Origin of the sequence: Paenibacillus sp. RC21, from assembly GCF_044907935.1 — a bacterium.
Lineage (GTDB): Bacteria > Bacillota > Bacilli > Paenibacillales > Paenibacillaceae > Paenibacillus > Paenibacillus terrae_A.
This window is the reverse complement of record NZ_JBIYCS010000003.1, coordinates 365,275-389,748: the sequence shown is the minus strand read 5'-3', so window position 1 is coordinate 389,748 and position 24,474 is coordinate 365,275. Positions and strand designations below refer to the sequence as shown.

General features: G+C 49.7%; 19 protein-coding genes. All 19 read right to left on the bottom strand.

Annotation, left to right across the window (positions count from 1 at the left end; genetic code table 11):
* Nucleotides 1-142: 142 nt before the first annotated feature.
* Nucleotides 143-1,519: a sugar phosphate nucleotidyltransferase gene (locus ABIA61_RS11505; RefSeq protein ID WP_283654964.1), complete on the bottom strand. Its 1,377-nt coding sequence runs from the start codon at nucleotides 1,517-1,519 to the stop codon at nucleotides 143-145.
* Nucleotides 1,520-1,807: 288 nt separating this feature from the next.
* On the bottom strand, nucleotides 1,808-1,957 hold the full coding sequence (locus ABIA61_RS11500) for a hypothetical protein (protein WP_404580751.1): 150 nt from the start codon (nucleotides 1,955-1,957) through the stop codon (nucleotides 1,808-1,810).
* A 171-nt stretch (nucleotides 1,958-2,128) separates the two neighbouring features.
* Nucleotides 2,129-3,457, bottom strand: a complete 1,329-nt coding sequence (locus ABIA61_RS11495) for a UDP-glucose dehydrogenase family protein (protein WP_283654962.1) — start codon at nucleotides 3,455-3,457, stop codon at nucleotides 2,129-2,131.
* Between the two features lie 5 nt (nucleotides 3,458-3,462).
* Nucleotides 3,463-4,563 carry a glycosyltransferase gene (locus ABIA61_RS11490; RefSeq protein ID WP_404520324.1) on the bottom strand — a complete coding sequence of 367 codons (1,101 nt, stop codon included), beginning with the start codon at nucleotides 4,561-4,563 and terminating at the stop codon, nucleotides 3,463-3,465.
* 28 nt (nucleotides 4,564-4,591) lie between these two features.
* The gene (locus ABIA61_RS11485) at nucleotides 4,592-5,740 is read right to left on the bottom strand and encodes a glycosyltransferase family 4 protein (RefSeq protein ID WP_404580750.1); all 1,149 of its coding nucleotides are present in this window, start codon (nucleotides 5,738-5,740) and stop codon (nucleotides 4,592-4,594) included.
* On the bottom strand, nucleotides 5,734-6,921 hold the full coding sequence (locus ABIA61_RS11480) for a glycosyltransferase family 4 protein (protein WP_283654961.1): 1,188 nt from the start codon (nucleotides 6,919-6,921) through the stop codon (nucleotides 5,734-5,736). The genes ABIA61_RS11485 and ABIA61_RS11480 overlap by 7 nt, the downstream gene beginning before the upstream one ends.
* On the bottom strand, nucleotides 6,908-7,747 hold the full coding sequence (locus tag ABIA61_RS11475; RefSeq protein WP_283654960.1) for a glycosyltransferase family 2 protein: 840 nt from the start codon (nucleotides 7,745-7,747) through the stop codon (nucleotides 6,908-6,910). Before ABIA61_RS11475 ends, ABIA61_RS11480 begins: the two co-directional genes overlap by 14 nt.
* Before the next feature lie 22 nt (nucleotides 7,748-7,769).
* On the bottom strand, nucleotides 7,770-9,149 hold the full coding sequence (locus tag ABIA61_RS11470) for a lipopolysaccharide biosynthesis protein (RefSeq protein WP_283654959.1): 1,380 nt from the start codon (nucleotides 9,147-9,149) through the stop codon (nucleotides 7,770-7,772).
* Nucleotides 9,150-9,154: 5 nt separating this feature from the next.
* Nucleotides 9,155-10,597, bottom strand: coding sequence for an O-antigen ligase family protein (locus ABIA61_RS11465; RefSeq protein ID WP_404580849.1), 1,443 nt, complete (start codon nucleotides 10,595-10,597; stop codon nucleotides 9,155-9,157).
* A 5-nt stretch (nucleotides 10,598-10,602) separates the two neighbouring features.
* Entirely contained in the window at nucleotides 10,603-11,373 is a 771-nt protein-coding gene (locus tag ABIA61_RS11460) for a WecB/TagA/CpsF family glycosyltransferase (RefSeq protein WP_283654958.1), read from the bottom strand.
* Between the two features lie 4 nt (nucleotides 11,374-11,377).
* Entirely contained in the window at nucleotides 11,378-12,715 is a 1,338-nt protein-coding gene (locus ABIA61_RS11455; RefSeq protein WP_404580749.1) for an O-antigen ligase family protein, read from the bottom strand.
* Between the two features lie 9 nt (nucleotides 12,716-12,724).
* Complete coding sequence (locus ABIA61_RS11450) at nucleotides 12,725-13,660, bottom strand: glycosyltransferase (protein WP_404520328.1); 936 nt, start codon at nucleotides 13,658-13,660, stop codon at nucleotides 12,725-12,727.
* Entirely contained in the window at nucleotides 13,660-14,358 is a 699-nt protein-coding gene (locus ABIA61_RS11445) for a sugar transferase (RefSeq protein WP_025685121.1), read from the bottom strand. Before ABIA61_RS11445 ends, ABIA61_RS11450 begins: the two co-directional genes overlap by 1 nt.
* Nucleotides 14,359-14,374: 16 nt before the next feature.
* Entirely contained in the window at nucleotides 14,375-15,268 is an 894-nt protein-coding gene (gene galU / locus ABIA61_RS11440; RefSeq protein ID WP_014280252.1) for a UTP--glucose-1-phosphate uridylyltransferase GalU, read from the bottom strand.
* Between the two features lie 39 nt (nucleotides 15,269-15,307).
* Nucleotides 15,308-15,946 (bottom strand): CpsD/CapB family tyrosine-protein kinase, encoded by a 639-nt coding sequence (locus tag ABIA61_RS11435; RefSeq protein WP_283654954.1) that lies wholly within the window; start codon nucleotides 15,944-15,946, stop codon nucleotides 15,308-15,310.
* Nucleotides 15,930-16,673 (bottom strand): YveK family protein, encoded by a 744-nt coding sequence (locus ABIA61_RS11430; RefSeq protein WP_200893390.1) that lies wholly within the window; start codon nucleotides 16,671-16,673, stop codon nucleotides 15,930-15,932. Before ABIA61_RS11430 ends, ABIA61_RS11435 begins: the two co-directional genes overlap by 17 nt.
* Nucleotides 16,674-16,998: 325 nt before the next feature.
* Nucleotides 16,999-17,640: a response regulator gene (locus ABIA61_RS11425; protein ID WP_404520331.1), complete on the bottom strand. Its 642-nt coding sequence runs from the start codon at nucleotides 17,638-17,640 to the stop codon at nucleotides 16,999-17,001.
* 93 nt (nucleotides 17,641-17,733) lie between these two features.
* On the bottom strand, nucleotides 17,734-19,371 hold the full coding sequence (locus ABIA61_RS11420) for a sensor histidine kinase (RefSeq protein ID WP_404580748.1): 1,638 nt from the start codon (nucleotides 19,369-19,371) through the stop codon (nucleotides 17,734-17,736).
* A 325-nt stretch (nucleotides 19,372-19,696) separates the two neighbouring features.
* Complete coding sequence (gltB, locus tag ABIA61_RS11415) at nucleotides 19,697-24,295, bottom strand: glutamate synthase large subunit (RefSeq protein WP_404580747.1); 4,599 nt, start codon at nucleotides 24,293-24,295, stop codon at nucleotides 19,697-19,699.
* Nucleotides 24,296-24,474: the final 179 nt, after the last annotated feature.

The following is a 24,474-nucleotide window of genomic DNA, read 5'->3' as shown; positions in this document are numbered from 1 at the left end:
CTAAGTATCGACTTTTTTTTACCAAAATTTAATAGGTCATGTTCATGAATTTACAGATTTTCGCGTATTTTCGACAGTTCGGGCTAAAAAACTTCATAAATGAGTCCTTTTTTATCTTCCAGGATGGTTGCAAGATGCTCATTTATGAAATAAACTGGTGACGGGAAATTTCATCCCAGTCCATGCAAAAACGGACAATATCCTCTTCGATCAACTCAGAACCTGTCTGTACCTCGATCAATTCCACATCGGTCACGGCTAAAATGCTATGCTTCGTCCCTTCTGGAATGCGAACCACATCACCAGCCTTCACCTTATGCAGCTTTTCATTCAAAATAATTTCCGCTTCACCGCTAATAATGGTCCAAATTTCACTCCGTTTGAAATGAAGTTGGTAGCTGATATTTTTGCCTTGCAGCACACGGATTCGCTTGGTCAATACCTCGTTGCCCTCGTCATACTTCACATAATCCACTACCCGATAATGACCCCAACGGCGCTCTTCGTACATTGGACGCTGATTATGAGCCTTGAGCACTTCCTTGATGCGCGGACTTTCCGCCTTATTGGTCACAAGGATGCCATCCGGGCTGGCAGCTACGATCAGATCATTCGTTCCGATGATCGCCACGGGGATATCCAGTTCGTTGATAAGGCTCGTATTGACGCAATCCTCCGTTACTACGCCTCTGCCCACTTGCTGATGGGACATTTCTTCCGTTAAGGTGTTCCAGGTACCTAAATCCTTCCAGAATCCATCATATGGAAGAACAACGATATCCTTCTCCTTCTCGACTACCTCATAGTCAAAGCTGATTTTTTCCAGAGAAGAATATTGCTTTTGCATTTCTTCATAGTTCAACGGCAATCCTTTGGATGCCAAGATATCGAGCAAGTAACCCAATTTGAATGCAAAAACCCCGCAGTTCCATAGAGCATTGCGTTCCATCAGACGCTCCGCCTGCTCCCGGTCGGGTTTCTCTTGAAAATGGCTCACTTTGCGGTAGCCTGTGCTACCTTGTGTGGCATCATTTTTAGGTATAATGTAACCATATTTCTCAGAAGGATAGGAAGGGACAACCCCGATTAACGCAAGCTTGCCTTCACTCTCCTGAAGAGTATGTTCCAACTGGGCAACTGTAGCAAAGAAAGCATCCTCTACATAGGGATCTACCGGCAATATAGCAACGATTTCATCGGGCGAAACACCCACGATGGAATATAGATAAGTGGCTGTTAACGCAATCGCGGGAAAAGTATCTCTTCGTTCCGGCTCAACAATGATGCGCGTATCCTGCCCAACCTGACTCTGAATCATTTCAACCTGCGCTCTCCCTGTTGCAATAAACGAGGATTCGGACAAGCCGTTATCCCCCAGTTGTCTCCACACCCGCTGCACCATAGATTCCGAATTACCCTCCGGACTCTCCAGCACCTTCAAAAATTGTTTGGAACGGGAATCGTTGGACAAAGGCCATAATCTCTTACCGGAACCACCAGACAAAAGTACGAGCTTCATAACTCTCCACTTCCTCTCTAATTTGGGTAGGTGATCGGATGGGCAAGGTCGAGTAGCCCGCTACGGGATGGATTTGATCTTACGATCGCTGTTGCCGTGGGATTCTTTGGATTGTGTAAGACATTTAGATGTAAGAATCCCACTAAGCTAATGCTTCCGATGCGAGCTTTCCTTTGGAAAGCTTTCAGGCGAACGCTCCGCTTCTCCAGCTTCAAATCCATCCCTGCGCTACTCAAATATGCATCATGCCAATCATACCGTTTATTGCAAAAAGCACGACCGGACGATTCATGTCCGGTCAGCCTGTAAAGACGCTCGCGCGCCCGGCGCAGCCGCATGGCGCCTTAATCCGAAGGAGCGGTACCACCCGCGCCGCTCCTTCGGATACGCCCTTCCTACCTCCCCCCATAAGGTGGAGGTTAAAAATTGTGACTCCACGGCGGAAAGCAGCGAAGCGGGCAGAATTGTTCTGAAGAAGCGGCAGCGTTTGCCTTTATCCCCGGATTTTAACCTTTGAATGTTTTACACAATAAAGAAAATCCGGGGGTAACAGCAATCGGAAGAACAATCTGCACGCGTAGCGTCTCCAAAACCACCACAGTCACTTTTTTAAGCTTCCACCTTATCCCGATTCCACCCACTCATCCGCGGACGACCCACGGAATAGTATTCCAACCCCGAGCCTTGAATCTGCTCCTCCGTAAATACGTTACGACCGTCAATCAGGACTGGCTTGTGCAGAATGGAAGACAATTGTAAGAGATTGACGTTTTTGAACTCTTCCCAATCGGTCAGCAGGCAGACCGCGTCGCTTCCCTCGGCAGCTTGCTGCGGGGAGGAGCACCATACAATATTCGGATGATCCACGCGCTCCTTGAATTTTTCCATTGCAATCGGATCATACAGCTTCACAATAGCACCTGCCTGAACCAGCGTTTCAACGATTTCCAGTGCCGGAGCCTCGCGGATATCGTCTGTATTCGGCTTGAAGGCCAAGCCCCAAATGCCAATCGGCACGCCGTGCAGCTGACCCAGCGATTCACGCAGCTTGGATACGATCATGAAACGCTGGTCAGTGTTAACCTCGACCACCGATTTTAACAGCTTAAATTCATAATCCACATTACCCGCAATTTGGATGAGCGCATTCGTGTCTTTCGGGAAGCAAGAACCACCGTACCCGATCCCAGCTTGCAGGAAAGAGGACCCGATTCGTTTGTCCATCCCCATACCGTCAGCCACACAGGTAACATCCGCGCCTACCTTTTCGCAAATATTGGCGATTTCGTTGATAAACGAGATTTTGGTCGCCAGAAATGCGTTGGACGCGTATTTGATCATCTCTGCACTGCGGATATCCGTTACATAAATTTTATCCGTGAACACCTGATGCAGCGAAACCATCGTTTCACGCAGCCCCGTGTTGTCCAAACCGATAATGATGCGATCTGGATGGAGTGTATCATTGATAGCAGAGCCTTCTCTCAGAAATTCCGGAGCGGATACAATATCGAAGGACAAACTCGTATGACGGGCCAGCACGTCCTTGATCTTTTCGTTCGTTCCGACAGGCACCGTGCTCTTGGTCATTATAATTTTATACCCGTTCATGGCCTTCCCGACATCAGCAGCAGCCTGCTCAATGTAGGACAGATTAGCTTCACCGTTAGCCAGAGACGGCGTACCTACCGCCAAAATAACGATATCCGAGCGGCGAACCGCGTCGGCCAAATCCGAAGTAAACTCCAAACGACCCGCTTCCAGATTTAACGCGATCAATTCCTCAATGCCAGGTTCATAAATAGGAGATTCCGCCCGGTTCAGCATGTCGATTTTGTGCTGCTCCAGATCGACACAAATCACCTCATTACCTTTATGTGCAAAACACACGCCCGAGACGAGTCCAACGTATCCAGTACCGATTACAGCCAGCTTCATTCCGTTCATCCTCCTTTTAGAAAGTTCACATAGGCTTGCTCTACATACTTTTTGAAATGATCCTTGAACGTATCTTCATCAAATTTGCGTGCATGGCTAATGATACCGTCCACATCCCATGCATGCTGCTCGACATTGGCGACCGCCTCCAGCACATCCTCTACCTGATGTCTGCGGAAAAATACACCATTCACATTAGGGACAATGGTATCCAACGCTCCCCCGCCCTGATAAGCGATAACAGGCCGTCCGGCTGCATTCGCCTCCAGAGGCGTGATACCGAAGTCCTCTTCCCCCGGAAAAACGAGCGCACGGCATTCTGCCATCAGCTTGTTGACCTCTTCGTCTTCAAGTCTGCCAAGAAACTCAATGTTCGGGGAGGCCATGCCTTCCAGTCTTTTGCGATCCGGTCCTTCACCGACAATGCGCAACTTGAGACCATTGCGCTTGAATGCCTCAATCGCCAGGTCAACGCGCTTGTAGGACACTAACCGGGATACGATCAGGTAATAGTCACCGATGCTTGTAGCACGTTGGAAACGGGATGTATTAACAGGAGGGAAAATGACATCCGACTCCCGTTGGTAATAGTGCAGGATTCTCCGTTTGACGACCGAAGAGTTGGCGACAAATTGGTTTACGTTGCGAGAAGTTTTGGCATCCCATGTTTTCAACCGATTCATGTAAAGCTTTAGCATGCTTTTGAGCAGGTTGGATTTGGACTGCCGGGCCATATATGTATCGTAATCCCAGGCAAACCGCATCGGTGTGTGACAGTAACAAATGTGAAACGTATGTTTAGGTACCTGGATGCTTTTCATAAATGCGCTGCTGGAGCTTAACACAATGTCGAAATCCCTAAAATCAAAATCACGGATAGCGATGGGGTACAGCGGCAGCACTCCTTTGAAATTGGCCTTCACTCCCGGGATGTTCTGTAGCCAGGTGGCTCTAATATCTGCATCCTTCAAGTTGTTCGACAGGCGGTCGTCGCTGAACACCGTTGTGAAGATTGGAGCCTCCGGATACATATCGTGGAATACCTCTACCACCCTTTCCGCTCCGCCCATTTGGATTAAGTAATCGTGTGCTATCGCTATTTTCATCTGAATCATCCTTTAACGCGAATGTCGGTCAGACTCCTGCCAACAAACCCTTATAGTAATGAACTATATCCTTAACCGTGTTCTCGATAACAAAATGCTTCTTGACCCGTTCCATCCCTTTATCGCCCATTTGCTGACGTTCCTGTGGATGCTCCAGCATCCAGCGGATGGCTTCTTCCAGCTTGGCCGGATCACCCGGTTCAATAAGTAGCCCGGTTTCGTTCGGTACGACGGTTTCCCTGGGTCCACCCTCATTCGAAGCAATCACCGGCAGCCCTGCGGCCATGCCTTCAATAATGACCTGCCCGAACGGCTCCGGTGTGATGGAGGTGTGAATCAGCAGATCACAACGCTGCATCAAGCCCTGAATGTCATCGACGTGTCCAAGTAAATTGACGTTGTCTAATCCGTATTCGCGCATCGTGGATTCCAGACGGCGTTTGTATTCCTCTTCGCCGAAGAGCGCATCTCCAGCCAGCCAAAATTTCACACGCTTATCCGGTAAAAAACAGCGCGCCGCTTCCAGTAAAATGTGCTGTCCCTTCCACTCTGCCAGTCTACCGACCAACACGACGTTAAACGAGTCATCGTCACGTGAATTTGCAGTCGCATCACGGGCTGTAATCGCTTTGGCAAATGCCGAGTAGACGACGAGCGTCTTTTTGTCCGGGGGCAGCTCCAGCGCACTCAGCGTGGACTTGGAATTGGCAATGACGCCGTTGGGCAAAAAGCGGGACATCAGCCGTATGCCTTTGGCCACAATCGGCTTCAGGTACGGCGGACCGATATGGTCACGGATATGCCAGATCAACGGCACCTTCGCTGACTTCGCGGCTACGGCGCCGTAGAACGCTGACTTGAGCGAGTTCGTGTGAACACACACGACCTTTTCCTCGCGCAGCAAAGGCGCAAGCTTTTTCCCATAAGCCAACAGTCGGTAGGCTGCCGCAGGCGCACCCAGATTGATGGCATTCCGCCCCCGATTGCGAATGGAATCATCCAGTGGAACGATACGTACATCAATGTTGCGCTGCCGAAGACGATCGGCCAAATCGCCTTCCTCCGCCAAAATCACGAGCGGGTCGATATGTTCCCCGATGTTCGTCAGTATGTTATACAACGCAACTTCGCCACCGCTCCATCTTGCCGTGTGGTCGATATAAGCTATTCTCAGCATTTTGCAGCCGCCTTTCTGTCAAGGACCTGCCGGAACACATCTTCCACCTGCTCCGCCACATGTCCCCACGTATATTTGCTCAGGACATGGTCCCTGCATTCCCGTGCGTTGGGAAGGGCTTCGCGGTTATCCAGCACACGCAGCAGTCCTTCCGCAATGGCTTCGCTGTCCGTTCCCCGGAACAACAGCTCCGGACGGAATCCACTTAAAATTTCCCTGTTGCCGCCTACAGGAGTCGCCATCACTGGCAACCCCGAGGCCATCGCCTCCACCGTAATCAGGCCGAAGCCCTCCAGTGCCTGTGTCGGCACAACGAACATATTCGATGCCTGATGATACAGGGGGAGTTCCTCATCCGATACATATCCAAGCAATCTCACATGATTATGAAGATTGTATTCTGCCACCTTGGAAGCCAGTTCCTCCATCAGAGGTCCCTTCCCCCCAATCAGCAGCAGATGATCAGGATGACGCTCGGTTACCCGCCGCCATGCTTCCAGCAGCTGTAGCAGTCCCATTCGGTTAACAAGACGACGGACGGTCAGCACAATCGTCGCATTCTGTGGCAAATTCAGCCGTTCCCGCACCATCCCCCGATCCTCTGCCGGATGGAACCTCTCTACATTCGCCGCACCGGGAATGATATGGATTTTGCTGAGTGGAACCTTATAATGCTCATGCAGAATATCCCGAAAGGTTTCGCTCAGCACTACAAATTTGTCCGCCAGACCATAAGCCTTCATTTCAATGGATTTGGCCAACGTTGTTTTCAGCAGATGCTTGAGGCCTTGCCCTTCAATCTTCATTTCCTCCGTCCATGGGCCGTGGAAGGTGGTGACTACCGGAATTCCCCGTTTTTTCGCCTCCAGCGCCGGGCCGACACCATAGGGGGCAAAATGGGAGTAGAGCACATCTATCGGCTGCTTGTCGAACAGCGTTGCTGCATATTTTTGCATCAGCTCTCGACGCTTCCAGATGGATTGCTGCTTGCTGCCAATTGAATGAATTCGGATATTTTCAGGTACTTGCGGCTTCTCATCGCTACAGATTAAAGCATCCAGCGTATTTTGCTCCGCCAGTTGCTCACAGATGGATTTGAAGTACGTGTTTAATCCGCCGGGCTGCAGGGACGGCCAGCTAAGCCCTGTTGCTGCAATGCGAAATCCGTTATTGTACGACATAGCTGGTTTCTCCTTTCTGCTCGGTCTGTCCGTCTTCCACAATCTCTATTTTTTTTCGCCGCTTCGTCAGCTCATAATGCTTGAAGCAGACCAGAAACTCGTACATTACCCAAAAGACCGCTACTGCAAAACCTGCCAATCCCTTGCGGTATAAGCCTTGGACAAAATACTTCTGCACAAAGCGGGCCGGAGGTCGCAACAACAGCCTGGAAATCCGAAAGGATCTGCCTTTGTTAAAGGCCGTCTCAGCTTCGAGGTCCGTATACTTGTTAAAACGGGTCATATGATCACTGATACTGCGGAAGCCGTAGTGCCATAACACACCCTCCAGTTTAATGATCTGGGAAGAGGCTACATCCGGCATTTCATGAACAAGACTATTCGTAATGCCGTAAATACGCCGATTGTACAGACGAACCAAATGCTCGCCTTTGTTCATCCATTTGCCCAGAAAATCACCAATTCGAAACACAGAATATGCTTTGGCCGGATCATGGAGTGTTTCCTTGACCTTCAACAAATCTCCAAGAAGCTCCGCATCTACAACCTCGTCCGTATCAATCAGGAAAATCCAATCAAATTCGGCTTTTTCAACACCAAACATGCGCTGCTTCGCATAACCGGGCCATGGGTTGGAAAACACCCGACAGCCCAATGATTCAGCTACCTGAATCGTATTGTCCTTGCTCCCTCCGTCAATGACGACGATATCGTCCGCAAAGGGCTTGCAGGATTTAATGGCGGCTGTGATTCGAGTGCCATCATCCTGAGCGATAATAACTACGGATATCCGGTTGTCCGCGGGAACGCTAGACATGTGGTTCATTAGGGGGTGCCTCCTTCTTTATCTAACCGTTAACTGGCTTTTTCCGGATGTAGTGTGACATCGTTGATCGGAGCCATTGAATATCTTGTTTGGAAATAAGCAGTCTCGGAATTTTCATTTTCAGAACGAATTTAACATTACATAAAATGAAACCGAACCGTAGAATCCCCGAAGACAGCATTGCTATCCCTGCACCCGTCAAGCCGTATCTCGGAACGAGTATAGACAGCAATGGTATGACGAGCGCCAATCCGACACCCTGTAGGATGGTAACCAGCTTGGGCTTACCCAGCGCCATGAATTGCTGTGCCAGCACCATGGTTCCTCCGCTGATAGCAACCTCAAGCACCAGTAACCGGAATACCGTAAGCGCTTGTTTAAACTCCTGACCATATAGCAATGTAAATACGAACGGAGCAATCAGCATCAGCATCGTGGCAGCCAGAATCGTTGCTGTTGAAGTCACCCGAAATGCCCGGAATGTTATTGCAACCGCGTCCTCCTTGTTTAACCCGGAGGCCTTGGGAAAGAGCACGACGATAATCGAGGTTGAAAATACATTCACCATCCGGGCCAGGCTGACCGCTACCGCATATAAGCCGAGATCAGCCGGTCTGAGCAGACCCGCAATCAGGATCTGATCAATGTAAGTAGAAACCTGCCCCATGAGATCATTGCCGTATGAGCCCATGCCGTAGGTAAAGAGATTTTTGAATTGCGTCCAGCTGTTCTTCACCTTCGGTTTGTACAGCCGAACCATTCGAATCGTGACACCGATATAAATCGGCAAACCTGGCAGCAAATAGGCCAGGGCTGAGGTGTACGGATTCATTTGACCCGTCAGGATCAGGATCGCCAGACCCAGCAGCGTACTCAGCGGCACAAGATACCGAAACAAATTGTACTGCTTGTATTCCGACCGGACCTGAAGCAATGCATTATTGATCTGTGAGATCGCGATAAGCGGACACATCATCATGGAGCATTGGGCGAACAGGATGACCGATGAAGAAAAGGAGCGCAGCCAATAAGGAATCAGGAACACGCCGATAAGTGTCGCCAAGCCCCCGAACATCGTCGCCAGTAGCAAGGCGAGGCCGTACAGCTTGCCTGTTTCCTCCGGGTTCCTTTTCGCATTGTAAATCAACGCGGACGGGACACCGAAGCTCATGCAGAAGGCAAGAAATTGGGACCAGTTCACCATCGCGGTCTGTTCCCCGCGTCCGGTAGGGCCCAAGAATCGGGCCGTCAGCACGCCAGTCAGCATGTTTACGACGAGAATCAGCATGCTGAATATCATCGTTTTGACTGCTGCCGAGCTGCTATCCTTGCTCTTGGCAAAGCGAACCACCGTGGACCATAGTGTCCGGACAGGTGCGGATAATGTTTGTAAGTTTTGCACAGCCTTTACCTTCTTTCCACGATGACATCTTTCGCCCACAGTCCTATGCCGATCATCATCCAGATCAGATAGCCGCGCATACCGGGAAAACCGTTATCCGATATGAGACTGGCTACAGCTCCGGCCCACGTAGCCAACGCCAGTCTGATATAAGGCTGGCTGGAATCTCGCTCGGCAATGCGCACAAGGAGGCGCTTGACGATAACGAACAGACCACCGAAGAAAAAGAACGCTCCGAAAATACCGAAGGTGAGAAAAATGGCAATATAGCCATTATCCATAATCCCAAGTTCACCGAGATCGCCGCCGTTATCTAGCTTGGTTCCAATTCCTACACTCCCGATCCCCTGCCCCACCGGATTACCGACAATGGCCGGAAGCATCGTATGCAACAGATCCAGGCGTTCATTGTACGAATGATCCTGTTGAATATCCGTCAACGTTTGCATGCGGGCCACGAGACCTTCTGCTCCCGGCAGCTTCGGAACAATGATGTAGAGAAGGAGGCCAACGACAGCAAGTTGAAACAAGGTTTTCCACTTTCCCTTGGAGGATGAAGTGAGGATATATGCCAGCAGCATAACGAATGCAATCAGCCAAGCCGAACGTACCAGCGTGATCAAAAGACAAACGACCGTCAGCAGGACCCCGATCCATCCCAATGTGCCGCGCCACCGTTTTTCCATCATCATGGGTACGAGCGCCATTGCCAGGAAAATAGCGCAGGGACCAGGCGAGTTCATCAATGAGAAAACTCTGATTTGAAGCGGCTCTGGTATACCAATGGAATTCATCTCTACGTTATTCATCCAAAACGCATCCCATGGAGGCACCGTCAAATACTGAATAATGCCGTAAATCGCCACGAGAACGGCAATGTTGGCATATGAATGCAGCAGACGGTCCAGCTCCTTCGCTTTCATGGGCTTAATCGCAAAATAAGGCAGCAGTAGCAAAGGAATCACATAGTTGGCCAAATCATAAGCAAAAACGATACCATTTTTGAACAAGCCGACCGCACTTCCGTAGGCCAGTTCAATACCAAAAAACACAGCAATTCGGGTTAATGGCTTTTCCGCCTGATGAATGCCACGCAGCACAGGAATAATCAACATGCTGCTGACCAGCAACGGTGCCAAGCTCAATAAGGACACCGAGTGATACGTTCCCTCCAGCCAGTCTGCAATGCGCCGGATTTCCGGTCCTACTGCCCACACCATCAGTGTGTACGGAATCAGCATCCGCGATTGGATGATCGCCAGCAAAAAGGCCGGAAAAACGAGTGCCAGCAATATGGCTCCCTGCTGGCTCATGGTGGGATTCATCTTAGCGCTGACAAATCCGATGGCGAGTGGCAGCATACAAGCCAGCACTCCCATGCCGATCATGCCGATTCCACGCCGATTTCCTAACCAAACGGAAACCTGCTGATCTGCCAGCCGAGTCATATTTCTCACCCCTGACCTCCCTTCACCCGGTTCCGCTTGAACATTTCCTTAAACAGCAGAACGAGAAACTGGGAATCCTCAATCAAGTATCTTTTCCACAAACGTTTAGGCTCCTGAGACAACCGCCAAAACCATTCAAATCCCGTCTTCTGCATCAGCTCCGGTGCACGTTTCACATTTCCCGACAGAAAATCAAACGTAGCTCCTACCCCTATCGAAATCGGAGCGCGATATGTCTCGTAATATCTGTAAATCCATTTTTCCTGTTTAGGTGCGCCTACGCCGACAAAAACGATGTCCGGGCGGGCCTCTTGCAGCAATTGGACAATGTGTCTGTTCTCTTCCTCATTTTTCTCAAAGCCATAGGAAGGAGAGTAACAACCCACTACATTCATGTTTGGGTACGACTCCTGAAGATTGACCATCGCCTTCTCAGGAATACCGTCCGCCGCACCCAGAAAAAACAACCGATAGCCTCGATCCTCAAAAGCCTCCCCCAGCCGGGTGAACAGATCGGAGCCTGACACCTTTTGCTTGAGGGGCTTTTTCAGCAACCTGGACGCCCATATAATTGGCATTCCATCGGCCACCACAGCTCCTGCATCGGAATATACCTTGCGGAATTCATCATCCTTGCGAAGCTTGATCACATGATCGACATTACAGGTCAAAATGTAGGAATGACGCTGATGCTCAATAGAAGTATCTATAAATTCGAGTAGATCGTTAAAATCATAATTATCAAAGTTGACATCGAACATGTTCACTCTGCTCATCGTATCACTTCTCTTTGCGAAAATCGGTTTGAGTAGATGTCTGGTATAAAGCGTTCAAATACCAGCAAAATGGAATAATCATCTGAACCGTCGACAACGTGTTATCTGAAAACGAATAAATCAGAAAGCCCGCAATCAAGCTTGCAAAATAAGGTTTGATTGGCTTGGCAAGCGACCGGTAAATGAGAACGAACACGACCAGCAATGAAAGCATCAATAACCCGCAACCGATATATCCCGTGTCAAAATAAAAGCGTATATACTCGTTATGCGGCACGACAAAGCCTTTGAATAACGTCCCGTCGTTCGCAACCGTCACCGCGCCAAGACCCCTGCCTGACCACGGATAATCCTGTACTCTGTTCAAGAAATATTCCCATGCCTCCGAGCGTCCCGACAGATCAATTCCCGTATCGGTCTCCCGCTCGAAGGAGCGTTTTTTTAAATTGTTCCATTGCAGGGCCACCGCCCCCAGAGCAATCAAAAACGATCCGGCCAGCGGTAGCAAATAATTGGCTTTCCCCTTGAGATACTGCCTGGCGATATCGAACAGATACACTGCAAACATTAGCAACAGTGCCAGAATCGGGCCGCGTGTACCGGTGGCAATCAGAATCAAAAAGTTCAGCGCCAGCACCGTATAATAAAAGGCAGCTTGCTGCGGCTTGCGTTTGACCTCAATCAGCGAGACGGCAATCCCGAGAAAGGAGAGCATCGCCAGATGCGGCGGAATGTTCGCCCCCTGTACTCTCACCGCTCCCGTAAATTCCACATCGGTAAACGAATGCAGCCCTACGACCTGTAAACCGAGTCCAACGACCACACTAATGATCGGCAGCAGGCTGATCAACCGGATATGCTTTTCCGCCACCTCCTTCTTCCACTGGATCAGTAAAAAAAAGAAGGGCAGCGATAGTCCGACGAACGCCTTCACTGCAATTGAGGTCGTCAGCGTAGGCAGCCATGCTGAAAATCCAAATGTAATCCCCAGCATGATCACCAATGCCCAGATCGGATAGCTAAATTTGAGGCGTATGCCGTAAACGAGCATGCACGGTACCAGCAAGGCCAAAATGCCCAATTTGTATAATGACAAAATCTCGATACCGAATACGCCACCCTGATACAAGGAATCCACCGATACCGCCGTGCTCAGCAGAACTGCATAGCTGATGCGCTCCGGATGATGGATAGAAACGGCCAGCAGAAGCAGTAAGCATACCGCCGCAATGCTGGCCACCGGCTGATAAGTAGCCGCAACCCCTACAGCAAGAGCGCCCAGAAGAAAAATGAAAACATGCTGTATTGTGTTTATTCTCGAAGTCCAAGGATAGTTGCTCATGATCAATCTTCACCCCGCAGCTGACTCGCTTTTCCGGTTGCGCAGCGTATCCAGGGTTCCCCGTATACTTTCAAATCTGCACCGGTTCAACAGCTTTCTGCCCTCAGTACGTGCCAGCAGGGAGTCCACCGTGTTGTATAGCCATTTGGCTGCCGTCTTCGCCATCAGCATCACGTTGCCGCGCAGGCCTGCGGCCTGAACAGCGTGAGACATGCCCTGACAGTAGTAACGATTCATGATCCATTCCTTCGTCAACCGTGCAGCCGGAACAAAATGCTTCACAGCCATGTGAGGATGATACATGATCGTTCCGCCATTTTTACGAATCTGCTCGAATACCCACGATTCTTCACCAGATAAGAGGATATCTCCCTTTCTTCCCAAATGGAGCGGGAACATCACGGCAGCAAAAGCCGTTTTGCGCATGGCCATATTCGCTCCGAACGGATTCAGTCCCGCCGGATATTCGCGGATGGCTTTTCCCAAGTCAATAATCGTGTAAGGCAGCTCAAGCGGCCCTGTCAGCCAACCCGGTCGTTCCGTTTCAAACAAAGGATCTATCTTCCCGCCCATGGCCGTCAGCTCGGGGTTGTTCCCGAAGGTCGACATAATCGTTTGCAGCCATGAAACACACGGGATCGCATCATCATCCAGAAAAGCAATGACTTCTGCCCTCGATAACGTAATGCCCGCATTACGAGCAGCTGATAATCCTTGCTCGCGCTCATAATGATACCGGAGATGAATATCCTGACCGTGTGCGGCACTAAATCTTTTGATCGTCGCCGCCGTATGATCGGTGGAGCGATTATCGACCACAATGATCTCAGCCAGCGCAAGGTCGTTCAGCTCCAGCAGGGACATTAGCGTTTTTTCCAGCAGGTCCGCCCGGTTATAGGTGCAAATAACGACGGACACTGCGGGACACCGCTTGAATGCATCCATCAGTAAGCATCCTTGGAGAACAGCATTTTAATGCCTGTTTTCATGATGATTTTCAGATCGAGCCACGTATTGCGAACATGAATATACTTCAAATCCATTTGCACCATTTCTTCGAAGCCTACACTGTTACGTGCGCTCACCTGCCAGTAGCCGGTACATCCCGGTGTGACAATCAGGCGTTGCTTGTCATAATCGGAGTATTGCTCAACCTCGCTCGGCAATGGCGGACGCGGACCCACTAACGTCATGTCCCCGACCAGCACATTCCACAGCTGCGGAATCTCATCAATACTCGTCTTGCGCAAAAAACTGCCAATCTTCGTAATCCGCGGATCGTTTTTAATTTTGAACATGGCGCCGCTCACTTCATTCAGCTCCATCAAATCTTTTTTCAGCTCCTCGGCATTGGACACCATCGAACGGAATTTATACATGTTGAATAGCTTCTCGTTCTTGCCCACCCGAATTTGCTTGAAAAACACGCTTCCCTTCGGATCTTCGAGCTTGATCAAAACACCCACCACGATAAAAAGCGGCAGTAATACGATCAAACCCACGAAAGACAGCAACATGTCGAGCAATCGCTTGGTTACCAGGTAAGACGTTTTATCCTGAATTTGTGTATTTCCGTATGGCATGTAAAACGCTTTACCTGACATGACAGCCTCGCCGTCCTCCGGTAAATTTTCCATGCTCATGCTGACGTACCCCCTCTCAACCTGCCGTGGTTGCTTTCTCGGTCTTTTTCAGCCACTCGTGCATGGCCTCTATAACCGGATACTTCAAATCATCGCTAGCGAGTGCAAATTCAAGTGTGGTCAAAATATAACCAAGACGCTCGCCCACGTCATAACGTGTTCCTTCAAAGTCATAGGCGTACACGCGCTCGCTTTGATTCAGCTTTTGGATGGCATCGGTCAACTGAATTTCGCCGCCCGCCCCTTTTTCCTGAAGATCGAGATACTTGAAAATTTTTGGTGAGAATACATAACGGCCCATAATAGCCAGATCGGAAGGCGCTGTGCCTGGAGCCGGTTTCTCTATAAAATTATTTACCCGATACAGACGTCCGTCCTGTTGATCCGGTTCAATGATGCCGTAGCGATTCGTGAATTCCTGCGGTACCCGCTGTACACCGATGACGGAATTTTGAGTTTCCTCATACTGATCCATCAGCTGACGCAGGCAAGGCTTCTGACCTGTTACGATATCATCACCCAGCAGTACGCCAAACGGCTCGTCCCCGATAAAGCGTCTTGCGCACCATACCGCATGTCCCAAACCTTTGGGTTCTTTCTGGCGAATGTAGTGAATTTCTACTCCCGAAGAACGCTGTACCTCTTCCAGAAGCTTCAGCTTGCCGTCCTCCAGCAGTTTCGATTCCAGCTCAAATGCGTTGTCAAAGTGATCCTCAATAGCACGCTTGCCTTTGCCCGTTACGATAATAATGTCCTCAATACCGGAAGCAATTGCTTCTTCCACGATATATTGAATTGTGGGCTTATTGATAATCGGAAGCATTTCCTTAGGCATTGCTTTGGTCGCAGGTAGGAAGCGCGTACCCAACCCTGCTGCTGGAATAATGGCCTTTTTCACTCTTTTCGTCATCGCACTCATTCTCCTTGCTTCATCGAATTTTGGTGTTGCTTACTTCACCTGATTCATCACAATTCCAACCAGTGTCGCACCGGCCTGATCCATGAGTTGCTTTGTTTTGCGTAAATCTTCCCGTTTGGTCCGGGCGTGTCTGGCGACGAGAATCACACCATCCGTCAAGCTTGCGACCAGCCGGGCATCCGTGTAGTTCAGCGCCGGAGCCGAGTCGAGCAGTATGATGTCATATTCGCGTTTTAGCTCTTCCAGCAGCTCCACCATGCGTTCACTGCCGAGCAAGTCAGCTGCGTTGTACAAGATGTCTCCGCCGGGAATAATAGACAGCTCTGGCACGCCATGCCTGACGATGGACTTGGAAGAAGCTCCACCGTGCAAATAAGCCGATAAACCTCCGGTATTCTCCAAACCGAATATCTCGTGCAACGCTGGTGTATGGAGATTGCAATCCACCAGAGCCACCTTCTTGCCTTCTTGTGCAAAGGAAACGCCGATGTTGGCGAGCAGCGTTGTTTTGCCTGCTCCGCTCTCTGGCGAGGTCAGCAGCAGAACCGTCCCGCGGTCCGTCTGCCCGATGACCTGCTGCCGGATGTATGTACGGAGGGATCGGAATGATTCCGAGACATACGATGAAGGATTGCTTTCTGTAATCAACATGTCATTCAATCGCAGCATATTTACGCTCCCCTACCCGTTCTTTGGAATTTCCGGCTGCGCCGTCGATGTCCTTCTTGCGAATGACCGGGATGGATGCAATCACCGGAATACCGATGTCCGCATCTGCCTCTTTTTCCGTGCGCAGCGTACCGTTGATGCTTTCCAGAAACACAATCGTGCCCAGCGCAATCATCAGCGATACGAGAAAGCTAATCGCAATATTCATGAGCGGATTTCCATTGGTCGGGTCAGGATTGGCCCGCGGGTCCGCCTCATTCAAGATTTTCACATTATTCAATTCCATCAGTCCCGGAACCGTCTGCACGAATTTCTGGGTTACCGCGTTGACAACAGCGGCGGCCTGTGGATAACTCCCTGCCTCAAACGTCAAGCCGATGACCTGACTTTTATCCGAGGTTTTGACCTGTAGCTTTTCTGCCAGCTTTTGCTGCGTCAAGCCGAATTCGGGATGGGTCGTTACGACAGCCTCCATAATTTTGGGTGAAGTGAGAATTTGCTTGTAGCTTTCCACCAAATTAAGACTTGTGTTGACGTCGTTCAGATTGTTGCTCCCCTGCTTACCGGAAATATGGTTAACCAGCAGCTGACTTGATGCGGAATAGACCGGCTTCACGACATTGTCGCTCACAAAGTAAGTCGTTACGCATGAGAGAATGACAAAAATCGCAATCAGCCACAATCTTTTTTTGATTAGGACCAGATAATCCAAAATGGTTTTCTCCACAAAAATCCTCCCTCCCATACAATTTCTCTTCTTATTTTAAGTATGATCTAATTGTAACAAGCTGCTGTGGGAACGACATGGAACCGGACGGCACTTTCTCCATCACTACAGGGGGATGAGATTGTATACTTTTGGCTACGACATGGTATACTTTTGTACCAGTCTTTGTTGATTATGGAAAAATAAATCGAAAAAAAGCCCCAAAACCACCGAGGCTGGTGATTTTGAGGCTTCTTCTGTTACTCGCTATATAAACTGAACTGGAAAGCTACTTGGGCGCACTGTCCAGTCGGACATGCTTTCCATCGCCATTGCCTTCAGCGTATCACACGCTAGATGTTCTTGGCTCGTACTTCGCCAGACCAATCGCATTGGCATACAACGCTGCCTGCGTACGATCCGCCAGCCGCAGCTTGGCCAAAATCTGACTGACATGCTTTTTGACCGTAAATTCGCTGATGAATAACCGGGATGCAATTTCGCGGTTGCAGGCTCCCTGTCCCAGCTCGACCAATACTTCCTTTTCCTTCGGTGTCAGGTCGTCTGTCAGATTGCCCGCATCCTCCCGCAGCTTGTTCTCCAGAATAGCAGGATCATAATATTTGCGTCCTTTGTTGACAAGATGAATCGCGTAAATTAGTTCCTCAGGCAAAGCCTCCTTGAGTACGTAGCCGTCCACAGAAGCTTCCTCCGCTTTCAGGAAGTCTTCTCGTGTGGCCGAGGATGTCAGCAAAATAAATTTGCTTTTGAACCCGCGTCCGCGTGCTATTTTGATAATATCCAGGCCTGATTCGTCGGCAAGTTTCAAGTCCAGCAGCACCAGGTCTGGATCCGTTTCCTCGATAACCACAAGTGCTTCCTGTTGATTCTGGGCCTCTCCCGCAAACTGAACATTGGGCTGCATGGATATAACCGCAGCGAGTCCTTTCCGTACTAAAGGATGATCATCGACAATGACAATTTTCATGATTCGGCCTCCTGTCTACAGTTCAGGATTTGCATAATCCCTATGTATCCGATTGTTACCGCAGATTTTGTATTGCAGGATGTTCACACATCTTTATTCATAAGCGTTTACTGGAATGGACAATCGGATCTGTGTTCCCTCTCCGATTCGACTTGAAATATCAAATTCACCTCCCATCGATTGAGCTAAATATTCCATATTCATCATGCCCAGGCCGCTGCCTGCACTGACCACCTCACCTCCTGCAACCATTCTCGCCGTCTCGAACCCTACTCCGTCGTCATGAATAGACAATTTAATCACTTGGGGCGTCAATTTTAACTTCACATCAATCCGCTTCGCCAACCCATGCCGGATTGCGTTACCTGCGGCTTCGGATATGATACGAAACAAAGCCTTTTGATACAAGTACGGCAGTGAAAAATGATCCCCATGAATATCAAAATCAATCTGTACATGATTCAGCTTGGACAGCGTATGCAGATGGCTTTTCACTGTTCCTAACCAAGTCGGACCCCCGCTCTTTTTCGAGCTTAAGCTATGAATGGCCCCTTTTAGCTCTCTCACTGCCTGATTAGCGGATTGCTGAATCAGCTCAATTTGTTCCTCCACCTGCTCCTTCGACTGATCATGCCATGTCTGCCGAAGTGAATGCGTCGCGTACACAATGCCAAAAAGACTTTGTGATACATTATCATGCATTTCATTCGCAATCCGGTTCTGCTCATTTGTCACAATCAACTGATTTTCGATACGCTCCAGCTCATAGCGCTCCAAAAACACGGCGCTCAGTTCAGCGAGGAATATCAGTTGCTGCACGAGCCAGCGTCTTCCCGTCAGACTTTGATCCGGGCCCAGCTTGAGTCCGATGGTCGCTACAAAACGAGTCGTCATCGGTACCGTGATCATGAGAAAATCGCCCCATTCCGGCAGATGCCTGAAAAACGGCTCCCGCTCTTCCCTGAATTCCTCACGATAATTCCCCAGTTCCTCGAATAGCTGTTCCTCTTCCTCCACCGTCCAACCTGTCTGACTGCTTTCCGGCGCATCCTCCTCCTGACTGTCCAACCAGAAAAACGCGCGGCTCTGCTTTGTCAGCTTAACCGTGTAGTCCGAGATGACCTGCCCCAGATTCAATGCCTCGTTGTGGCTAGTCGTCTCCATGATGTGGTAAATCGACTTGATATGTTCCATCGTCTCATTAGCTTGCTCCTTCGCCATCTTCAACTCATTCTTCATGACACCGATCACCTGCATGGCCATCGTGGTCACAATCAGCACCAGAAATAAATTCGCATTTTGTAACACCATATCCCACAAAAAATATTGACCTGGTGTAAAAAAGATATAACAAAATGTGAGTACCAAGCCGATATAAGAAAGAAGGAGCGTCCAACTGTACCTCATAGAAAGGTGAGCACAAGCCACCAACATAGGGGTAATCACATACCATTTGAACGGACTGTCCATCCCTCCTGTCGGGAGCAGCAACAAAATGATCCCTGCGGTTTCCAGAGCAATGCAACATTTCAAAACCATATCATGAAGTCTGTACTTGCGGTAAATCCACGTAAATAATGTAACAGATAAAAATAGAAACACAATAAGTAATAACTTCTGCCACGCGATTAATCTGGATGATTCAAACAGAAAAACAAGCGACGTTAAAGATAGTGATACATACCGGTACAAAAAAATCATTTGGTCTTCTGCTGACTTCTTCAACTTCATCCTGTCACCCTATTCTGTGTTTTGAAGTGACGATGGGCATATTAGATTTGCTTGTGTACTCTAAAAAAATCATAACCAATCCAAAAATAAATAACAAGACATAAACTCTAACGTAAACGGTTACATTCCAAAAAAAATGACACTTTTTATAACATATTTACCGTTTCAGGAAAACATTTTGAGGGTAATGTCAGAAACTATAACGTTTGTCAAGGACATAAATCACATTTTCTAAAGAACTAAAAAAGGGACTTGCTGGTATCACCGTGATCTTAACAACGGTATTCAGCAAGTCCTTTTTTAGTGAATTTTGTGAGGGGCTATATTAACCTCCGGCACGCGCCAGTTCACGCATATTGGCTTCAAATGCAGCCAGCAGAGCCTCATCCCCGCTCAAACCGGTTGCCTCTTCTTTTTGTATCTGTTCAACCATACGCTTGTAATCCTTTGGAATCACCCGTACAAACTGCTGAATCGCAGTCTGCCAGTCATCCAAAATACGTTGTCCCGCTTCGCTGCCTGTGTACGTGACATGGCGCTGAATCAGACCACGCAGATCCGCTGCTTCCGCGGGGGCTTCCACGCCTTCCAGCAGCACCATTTCCAGGTTACAACGGCTCAGAAACGTCCCCTGAGGGTCATAGACGTATGCAATACCTCCAGACATCCCGGCTCCAAAATTCCGTCCAGTCTCGCCCAGTACAGCTACACGTCCGCCTGTCATATACTCACAGCCATGATCGCCGACACCCTCGACGACGATACGTGCGCCGGAGTTCCGAACGGCAAAGCGCTCCCCTGCAATTCCGCTAATATAAGCTTCCCCGCTGGTCGCTCCATACAAAGCCGTATTTCCGATAATAATGTTCTCTTCTGCCTTAAAGGTCGCTTTGTGAGATTTCTTCACAATAACCTTACCACCGGATAGCCCTTTACCTACATAGTCATTGCTGTCGCCTTCAACGCTCAGCGTGATGCCTTTAGGAATAAAAGCCCCGAAGCTCTGACCTGCTGATCCGATGAAGTTAAAGCGAATCGTATCCTCAGGCAAGCCCTCCGCTCCGTACTTGCGGGTGACCTCGCTGCCCAGAATCGTACCTACGGCCCGATTCACGTTCGTTATAGGCATGGTAGCCTCTACAGCTGTTCCGTTCTCCAACGCCCCAGCAGCCATCGGTACGAGCCTCTGCATATCGAGCGTTTCTTCCAGCCCGTGGTTTTGGCGTTGTACGCGGTAACGTACACTACCGTCTTCCAACTCAGGAACATGCAGCAGCAAGCTCAGATCGACGCCTTTCTTCTTCCAGTGCGAATCGGCGTTTACGGTATCCAGACAGTCCGTACGTCCGATCATTTCCTGAATCGTGCGGAAGCCCAGCTCCGCCATAATTTCGCGGACATCTTCTGCGATGAAACGCATAAAATTCACCACATGGGCAGGATCACCCATATAATTTTTGCGCAGCTCCGGATTCTGTGTAGCCACACCAACCGGACAGGTGTCCATTTGGCAAACCCGCATCATAATACAGCCCAACGCCACAAGCGGCGCTGTAGAGAAGCCGTATTCTTCCGCGCCCAGCAGAGCAGCTACCACCAAATCGCGGCCAGACAGCATCTTGCCGTCTGTCTCCAGCACCACGCGGTCGCGCAGATTGTTCAGCATCAGCGTCTGATGCGTTTCGGCCAGACCCAGCTCCCAAGGCATACCCGCATGGCGGATGGAGCCTTGCGGAGAAGCGCCTGTACCCCCGTCATAGCCGCTGACCAGAATAATGTCAGCGCGGCCTTTAGCCACTCCTGTTGCAATCGTACCTACGCCTACCTCCGACACCAGCTTCACGTTAATGTCAGCACGCGGATTGGCGTTTTTGAGATCGTAGATCAGCTCTGCCAAATCCTCGATAGAATAAATATCGTGATGTGGCGGCGGCGAAATCAGTCCCACGCCCGGCGTAGAACCACGCACCTCAGCCACCCAAGGATACACCTTGCGTCCTGGCAGCTGTCCGCCTTCGCCCGGCTTCGCGCCTTGCGCCATTTTAATCTGAATTTCGTCGGCGTTCACCAAATAATTCGACGTTACACCAAATCGGCCTGATGCCACCTGCTTGATCGAGCTGCGGCGAGAATCGCCATTGGCATCCGGAATGAAACGTGCAGGGTTTTCCCCACCTTCACCAGTGTTGCTCTTGCCGCCGATACGGTTCATCGCAATCGCCATATCCTCATGCGCTTCCTGACTGATTGAGCCGAAGGACATAGCTCCCGTCTTAAAACGACGCATAATCGATGCAGCGGATTCCACTTCTTCCAGTGGCACAGGTTCACCCGCAGGCTTCAACTGAAGCATGGAGCGGATCGTCAAATGCTGTTCAGTTTCACCCTGAACCAGCTTGGCGTATTTCTTGTACAGCTTGTAGTCTCCCGAGCGAACCGACTGCTGGAGCAAATGTATCGTTTGCGGATTAAACAAATGCTCTTCCCCATCGTTACGCCATTGATATTCGCCGCCTGAATCCAGCACTTTGTCGTTGCCGTCCTTGTCAGTAAAAGCACGATTGTGGTGAGCCAGTGCCTCCACCGTGACTTCCTCCAGACCGATACCGCCAATGCGGGAAGGTGTCCAGGTGAAGTAACGATCAACGAAATCCTGTTTGAGACCTACAGCCTCAAAAATTTGTGCTCCACGGTACGACTGAATCGTGGAAATACCCATTTTGGACAATATTTTAACGACACCCTTAGTGGCCGCTTTAATATAATTTTTAATTGCTTTTTCATGCGAGACACCGCGCAGCAAGCCCTGCTGAATCATGACATCCAGCGTTTCGAAAGCCAGATACGGATTAACCGCACTCACGCCGTAACCAAGCAGCACCGCGTAATGATGAATATCTCTCGGCTCTCCGGACTCCAGCAAAATACTTACACGTGTACGTGTACCCTGCTTGATCAAGTGGTGATGCAGGCTGGAGACAGCCAGCAACGCCGGAATGGCCGCATTCTCTGCATCCACTCCACGGTCGGACAGAATCAGGATGTTATGACCCTTGTCAATGACACGGTCAGCCGCCTCAAACAGTCCTTCGAGTGCCTTACGCAAGCCTTCTGCGCCTTCCTTCGCTTCAAAGAAGATCGGAATCGTCATCGACTTGAAGCCTGGACGGTGTACATGACGAATTTTGGCAAATTCCTCATTCGACAGCACCGGTGAATCCAGACGAATCTGACGACAGCTTTCCGGTTCAGGATGCAGCAAATTGCGCTCAGGTCCAATCGTAGTTGCCGTGGACGTTACAATCTCTTCCCGAATGGCATCAATCGGCGGATTCGTGACTTGCGCAAACATTTGTTTAAAATAGTTGTACAAACGTTGCGGACGGTCAGACAGCACCGCCAATGGAGCATCATATCCCATCGAGCCAATCGGTTCCGCACCTGTGAGCGCCATCGGCTCCAGAATCTTGCGCAGTTCTTCAAACGTATAGCCAAAAGCCAGCTGAAGCTGGTTTACATTCTCATGCTTCGGCTCCGGCTGCTCCAGAGCTTCCGGCAGCTCATCCAGATTGACCAGATGCTCATCCAGCCATTCCTGATAAGGTTCCTCGGAAGCGATACGCTCCTTCAACTCTTCGTCAGAAATGATGCGGCCCTCCTGGGTATCGACCAGTAGCATCCGTCCCGGACGAAGACGATCCTTGTAAAGTACATTTTCAGGAGCGATATCCAGTACACCTGCTTCTGAAGACAATGCGATCAGGTCATCCTTGGTCACATAGTAACGCGCAGGACGCAGGCCGTTGCGATCCAGAATCGCCCCGATCTGAACACCGTCCGTAAACGCCATCGCAGCCGGTCCATCCCAAGGCTCCATCATCGTGCTGTGATACTCATAAAATGCCCGTTTCTTCGGGTCCATCGTCTCGTGTTTGTTCCAAGGCTCCGGCACCATCATCATGGCTACATGAGGAAGGGAACGTCCACTCAAATACAGAAATTCCAGTGTATTATCAAACATGGCTGTATCTGAACCATCCGGGTTAATGACCGGTTTTACCTTGCCGATATCTTCGCCAAACGCTTCACTTTCAAACTGGGCCTGACGTGCATGCATCCAGTTCACGTTACCGCGCATCGTGTTAATTTCACCGTTGTGAATCATAAAACGATAAGGATGCGCGCGATCCCAGCTCGGGAATGTATTCGTACTGAAACGGGAATGGATCAGCGCGATTGCCGAAGTCACCCGCTCTTCCTGCAAATCCAGATAAAATTTGCCTACCTGCTCGGTTGTAAGCATACCCTTGTATACAACTTTTCGGCATGACAAACTCGGGATATAAAACGACTCACGGTTCTGGTCCTCTTCGTTATAGCGAATGGCAAGCTCCGCCCGTTTGCGAATAACATACAGTTTCCGTTCAAAGTCCAGCTCTTCCTTCAAATCGCTGCTTCGACCGATAAACACCTGACGTACGCCCGGTTTGGCCGCTTTCGCCGATTTGCCCAGCATTTCGTCATAAGTCGGAACATCACGGAAGCCCAGACAATTCTGGCCCTCATCTACGATAATATCTCTCAGCTTCTGCTCATGAACTTCACGAACCTTCGGATCATTGGATACAAAAAGCATACCCACGCCGTAATGTCCGGCCTTTGGCAGCTTGAAGCCCAGTCGCTCCGCTTCCTCTTGAAAAAACAGATGCGGTACCTGAATCATGATTCCCGCTCCGTCACCGGAGTTCGGTTCACTTCCCTGACCGCCCCGGTGCTCCATATTTACGAGCATGGTCAAAGCCTGACTTACGATATCGTGCGATGGTTTTCCCTTGATGTGGGCAACAAAGCCCATGCCGCAGGCGTCTTTTTCGAATTGGGGATCGTATAATCCCTGTTTGGGTGGTAAACCTGTCTGTCTCATGGAACGCAACCTTTCTGTTATAAAGTCATGCTGGCCTGAAATACAGGCGGCCGAATAGAAGACAGTGGCAACAAGAGGTAACTCAAAGAACAACTACGAGGATTGGGGGACAAAACATGTGACGTATTCAAGGCGGTACGGTCCGCCGAATGCGAATGCTTTTCAATAATTATGCAATA

Bases quoted from the DNA above. Each gene is read 5' to 3' on its own strand.
- ABIA61_RS11505 (WP_283654964.1), bottom strand. From the start codon at position 1,519: ATGAAGCTCGTACTTTTGTCTGGTGGTTCCGGTAAGAGATTATGGCCT.
- ABIA61_RS11495 (WP_283654962.1), bottom strand. From the start codon at position 3,457: ATGAAGCTGGCTGTAATCGGTACTGGATACGTTGGACTCGTCTCGGGC.
- ABIA61_RS11490 (WP_404520324.1), bottom strand. From the start codon at position 4,563: ATGAAAATAGCGATAGCACACGATTACTTAATCCAAATGGGCGGAGCG.
- ABIA61_RS11485 (WP_404580750.1), bottom strand. From the start codon at position 5,740: ATGCTGAGAATAGCTTATATCGACCACACGGCAAGATGGAGCGGTGGC.
- ABIA61_RS11480 (WP_283654961.1), bottom strand. From the start codon at position 6,921: ATGTCGTACAATAACGGATTTCGCATTGCAGCAACAGGGCTTAGCTGG.
- ABIA61_RS11475 (WP_283654960.1), bottom strand. From the start codon at position 7,747: ATGAACCACATGTCTAGCGTTCCCGCGGACAACCGGATATCCGTAGTT.
- ABIA61_RS11465 (WP_404580849.1), bottom strand. From the start codon at position 10,597: ATGACTCGGCTGGCAGATCAGCAGGTTTCCGTTTGGTTAGGAAATCGG.
- ABIA61_RS11460 (WP_283654958.1), bottom strand. From the start codon at position 11,373: ATGAGCAGAGTGAACATGTTCGATGTCAACTTTGATAATTATGATTTT.
- ABIA61_RS11455 (WP_404580749.1), bottom strand. From the start codon at position 12,715: ATGAGCAACTATCCTTGGACTTCGAGAATAAACACAATACAGCATGTT.
- ABIA61_RS11450 (WP_404520328.1), bottom strand. From the start codon at position 13,660: ATGGATGCATTCAAGCGGTGTCCCGCAGTGTCCGTCGTTATTTGCACC.
- ABIA61_RS11445 (WP_025685121.1), bottom strand. From the start codon at position 14,358: ATGAGCATGGAAAATTTACCGGAGGACGGCGAGGCTGTCATGTCAGGT.
- galU (WP_014280252.1), bottom strand. From the start codon at position 15,268: ATGACGAAAAGAGTGAAAAAGGCCATTATTCCAGCAGCAGGGTTGGGT.
- ABIA61_RS11435 (WP_283654954.1), bottom strand. From the start codon at position 15,946: ATGCTGCGATTGAATGACATGTTGATTACAGAAAGCAATCCTTCATCG.
- ABIA61_RS11425 (WP_404520331.1), bottom strand. From the start codon at position 17,640: ATGAAAATTGTCATTGTCGATGATCATCCTTTAGTACGGAAAGGACTC.
- ABIA61_RS11420 (WP_404580748.1), bottom strand. From the start codon at position 19,371: ATGAAGTTGAAGAAGTCAGCAGAAGACCAAATGATTTTTTTGTACCGG.
- gltB (WP_404580747.1), bottom strand. From the start codon at position 24,295: ATGAGACAGACAGGTTTACCACCCAAACAGGGATTATACGATCCCCAA.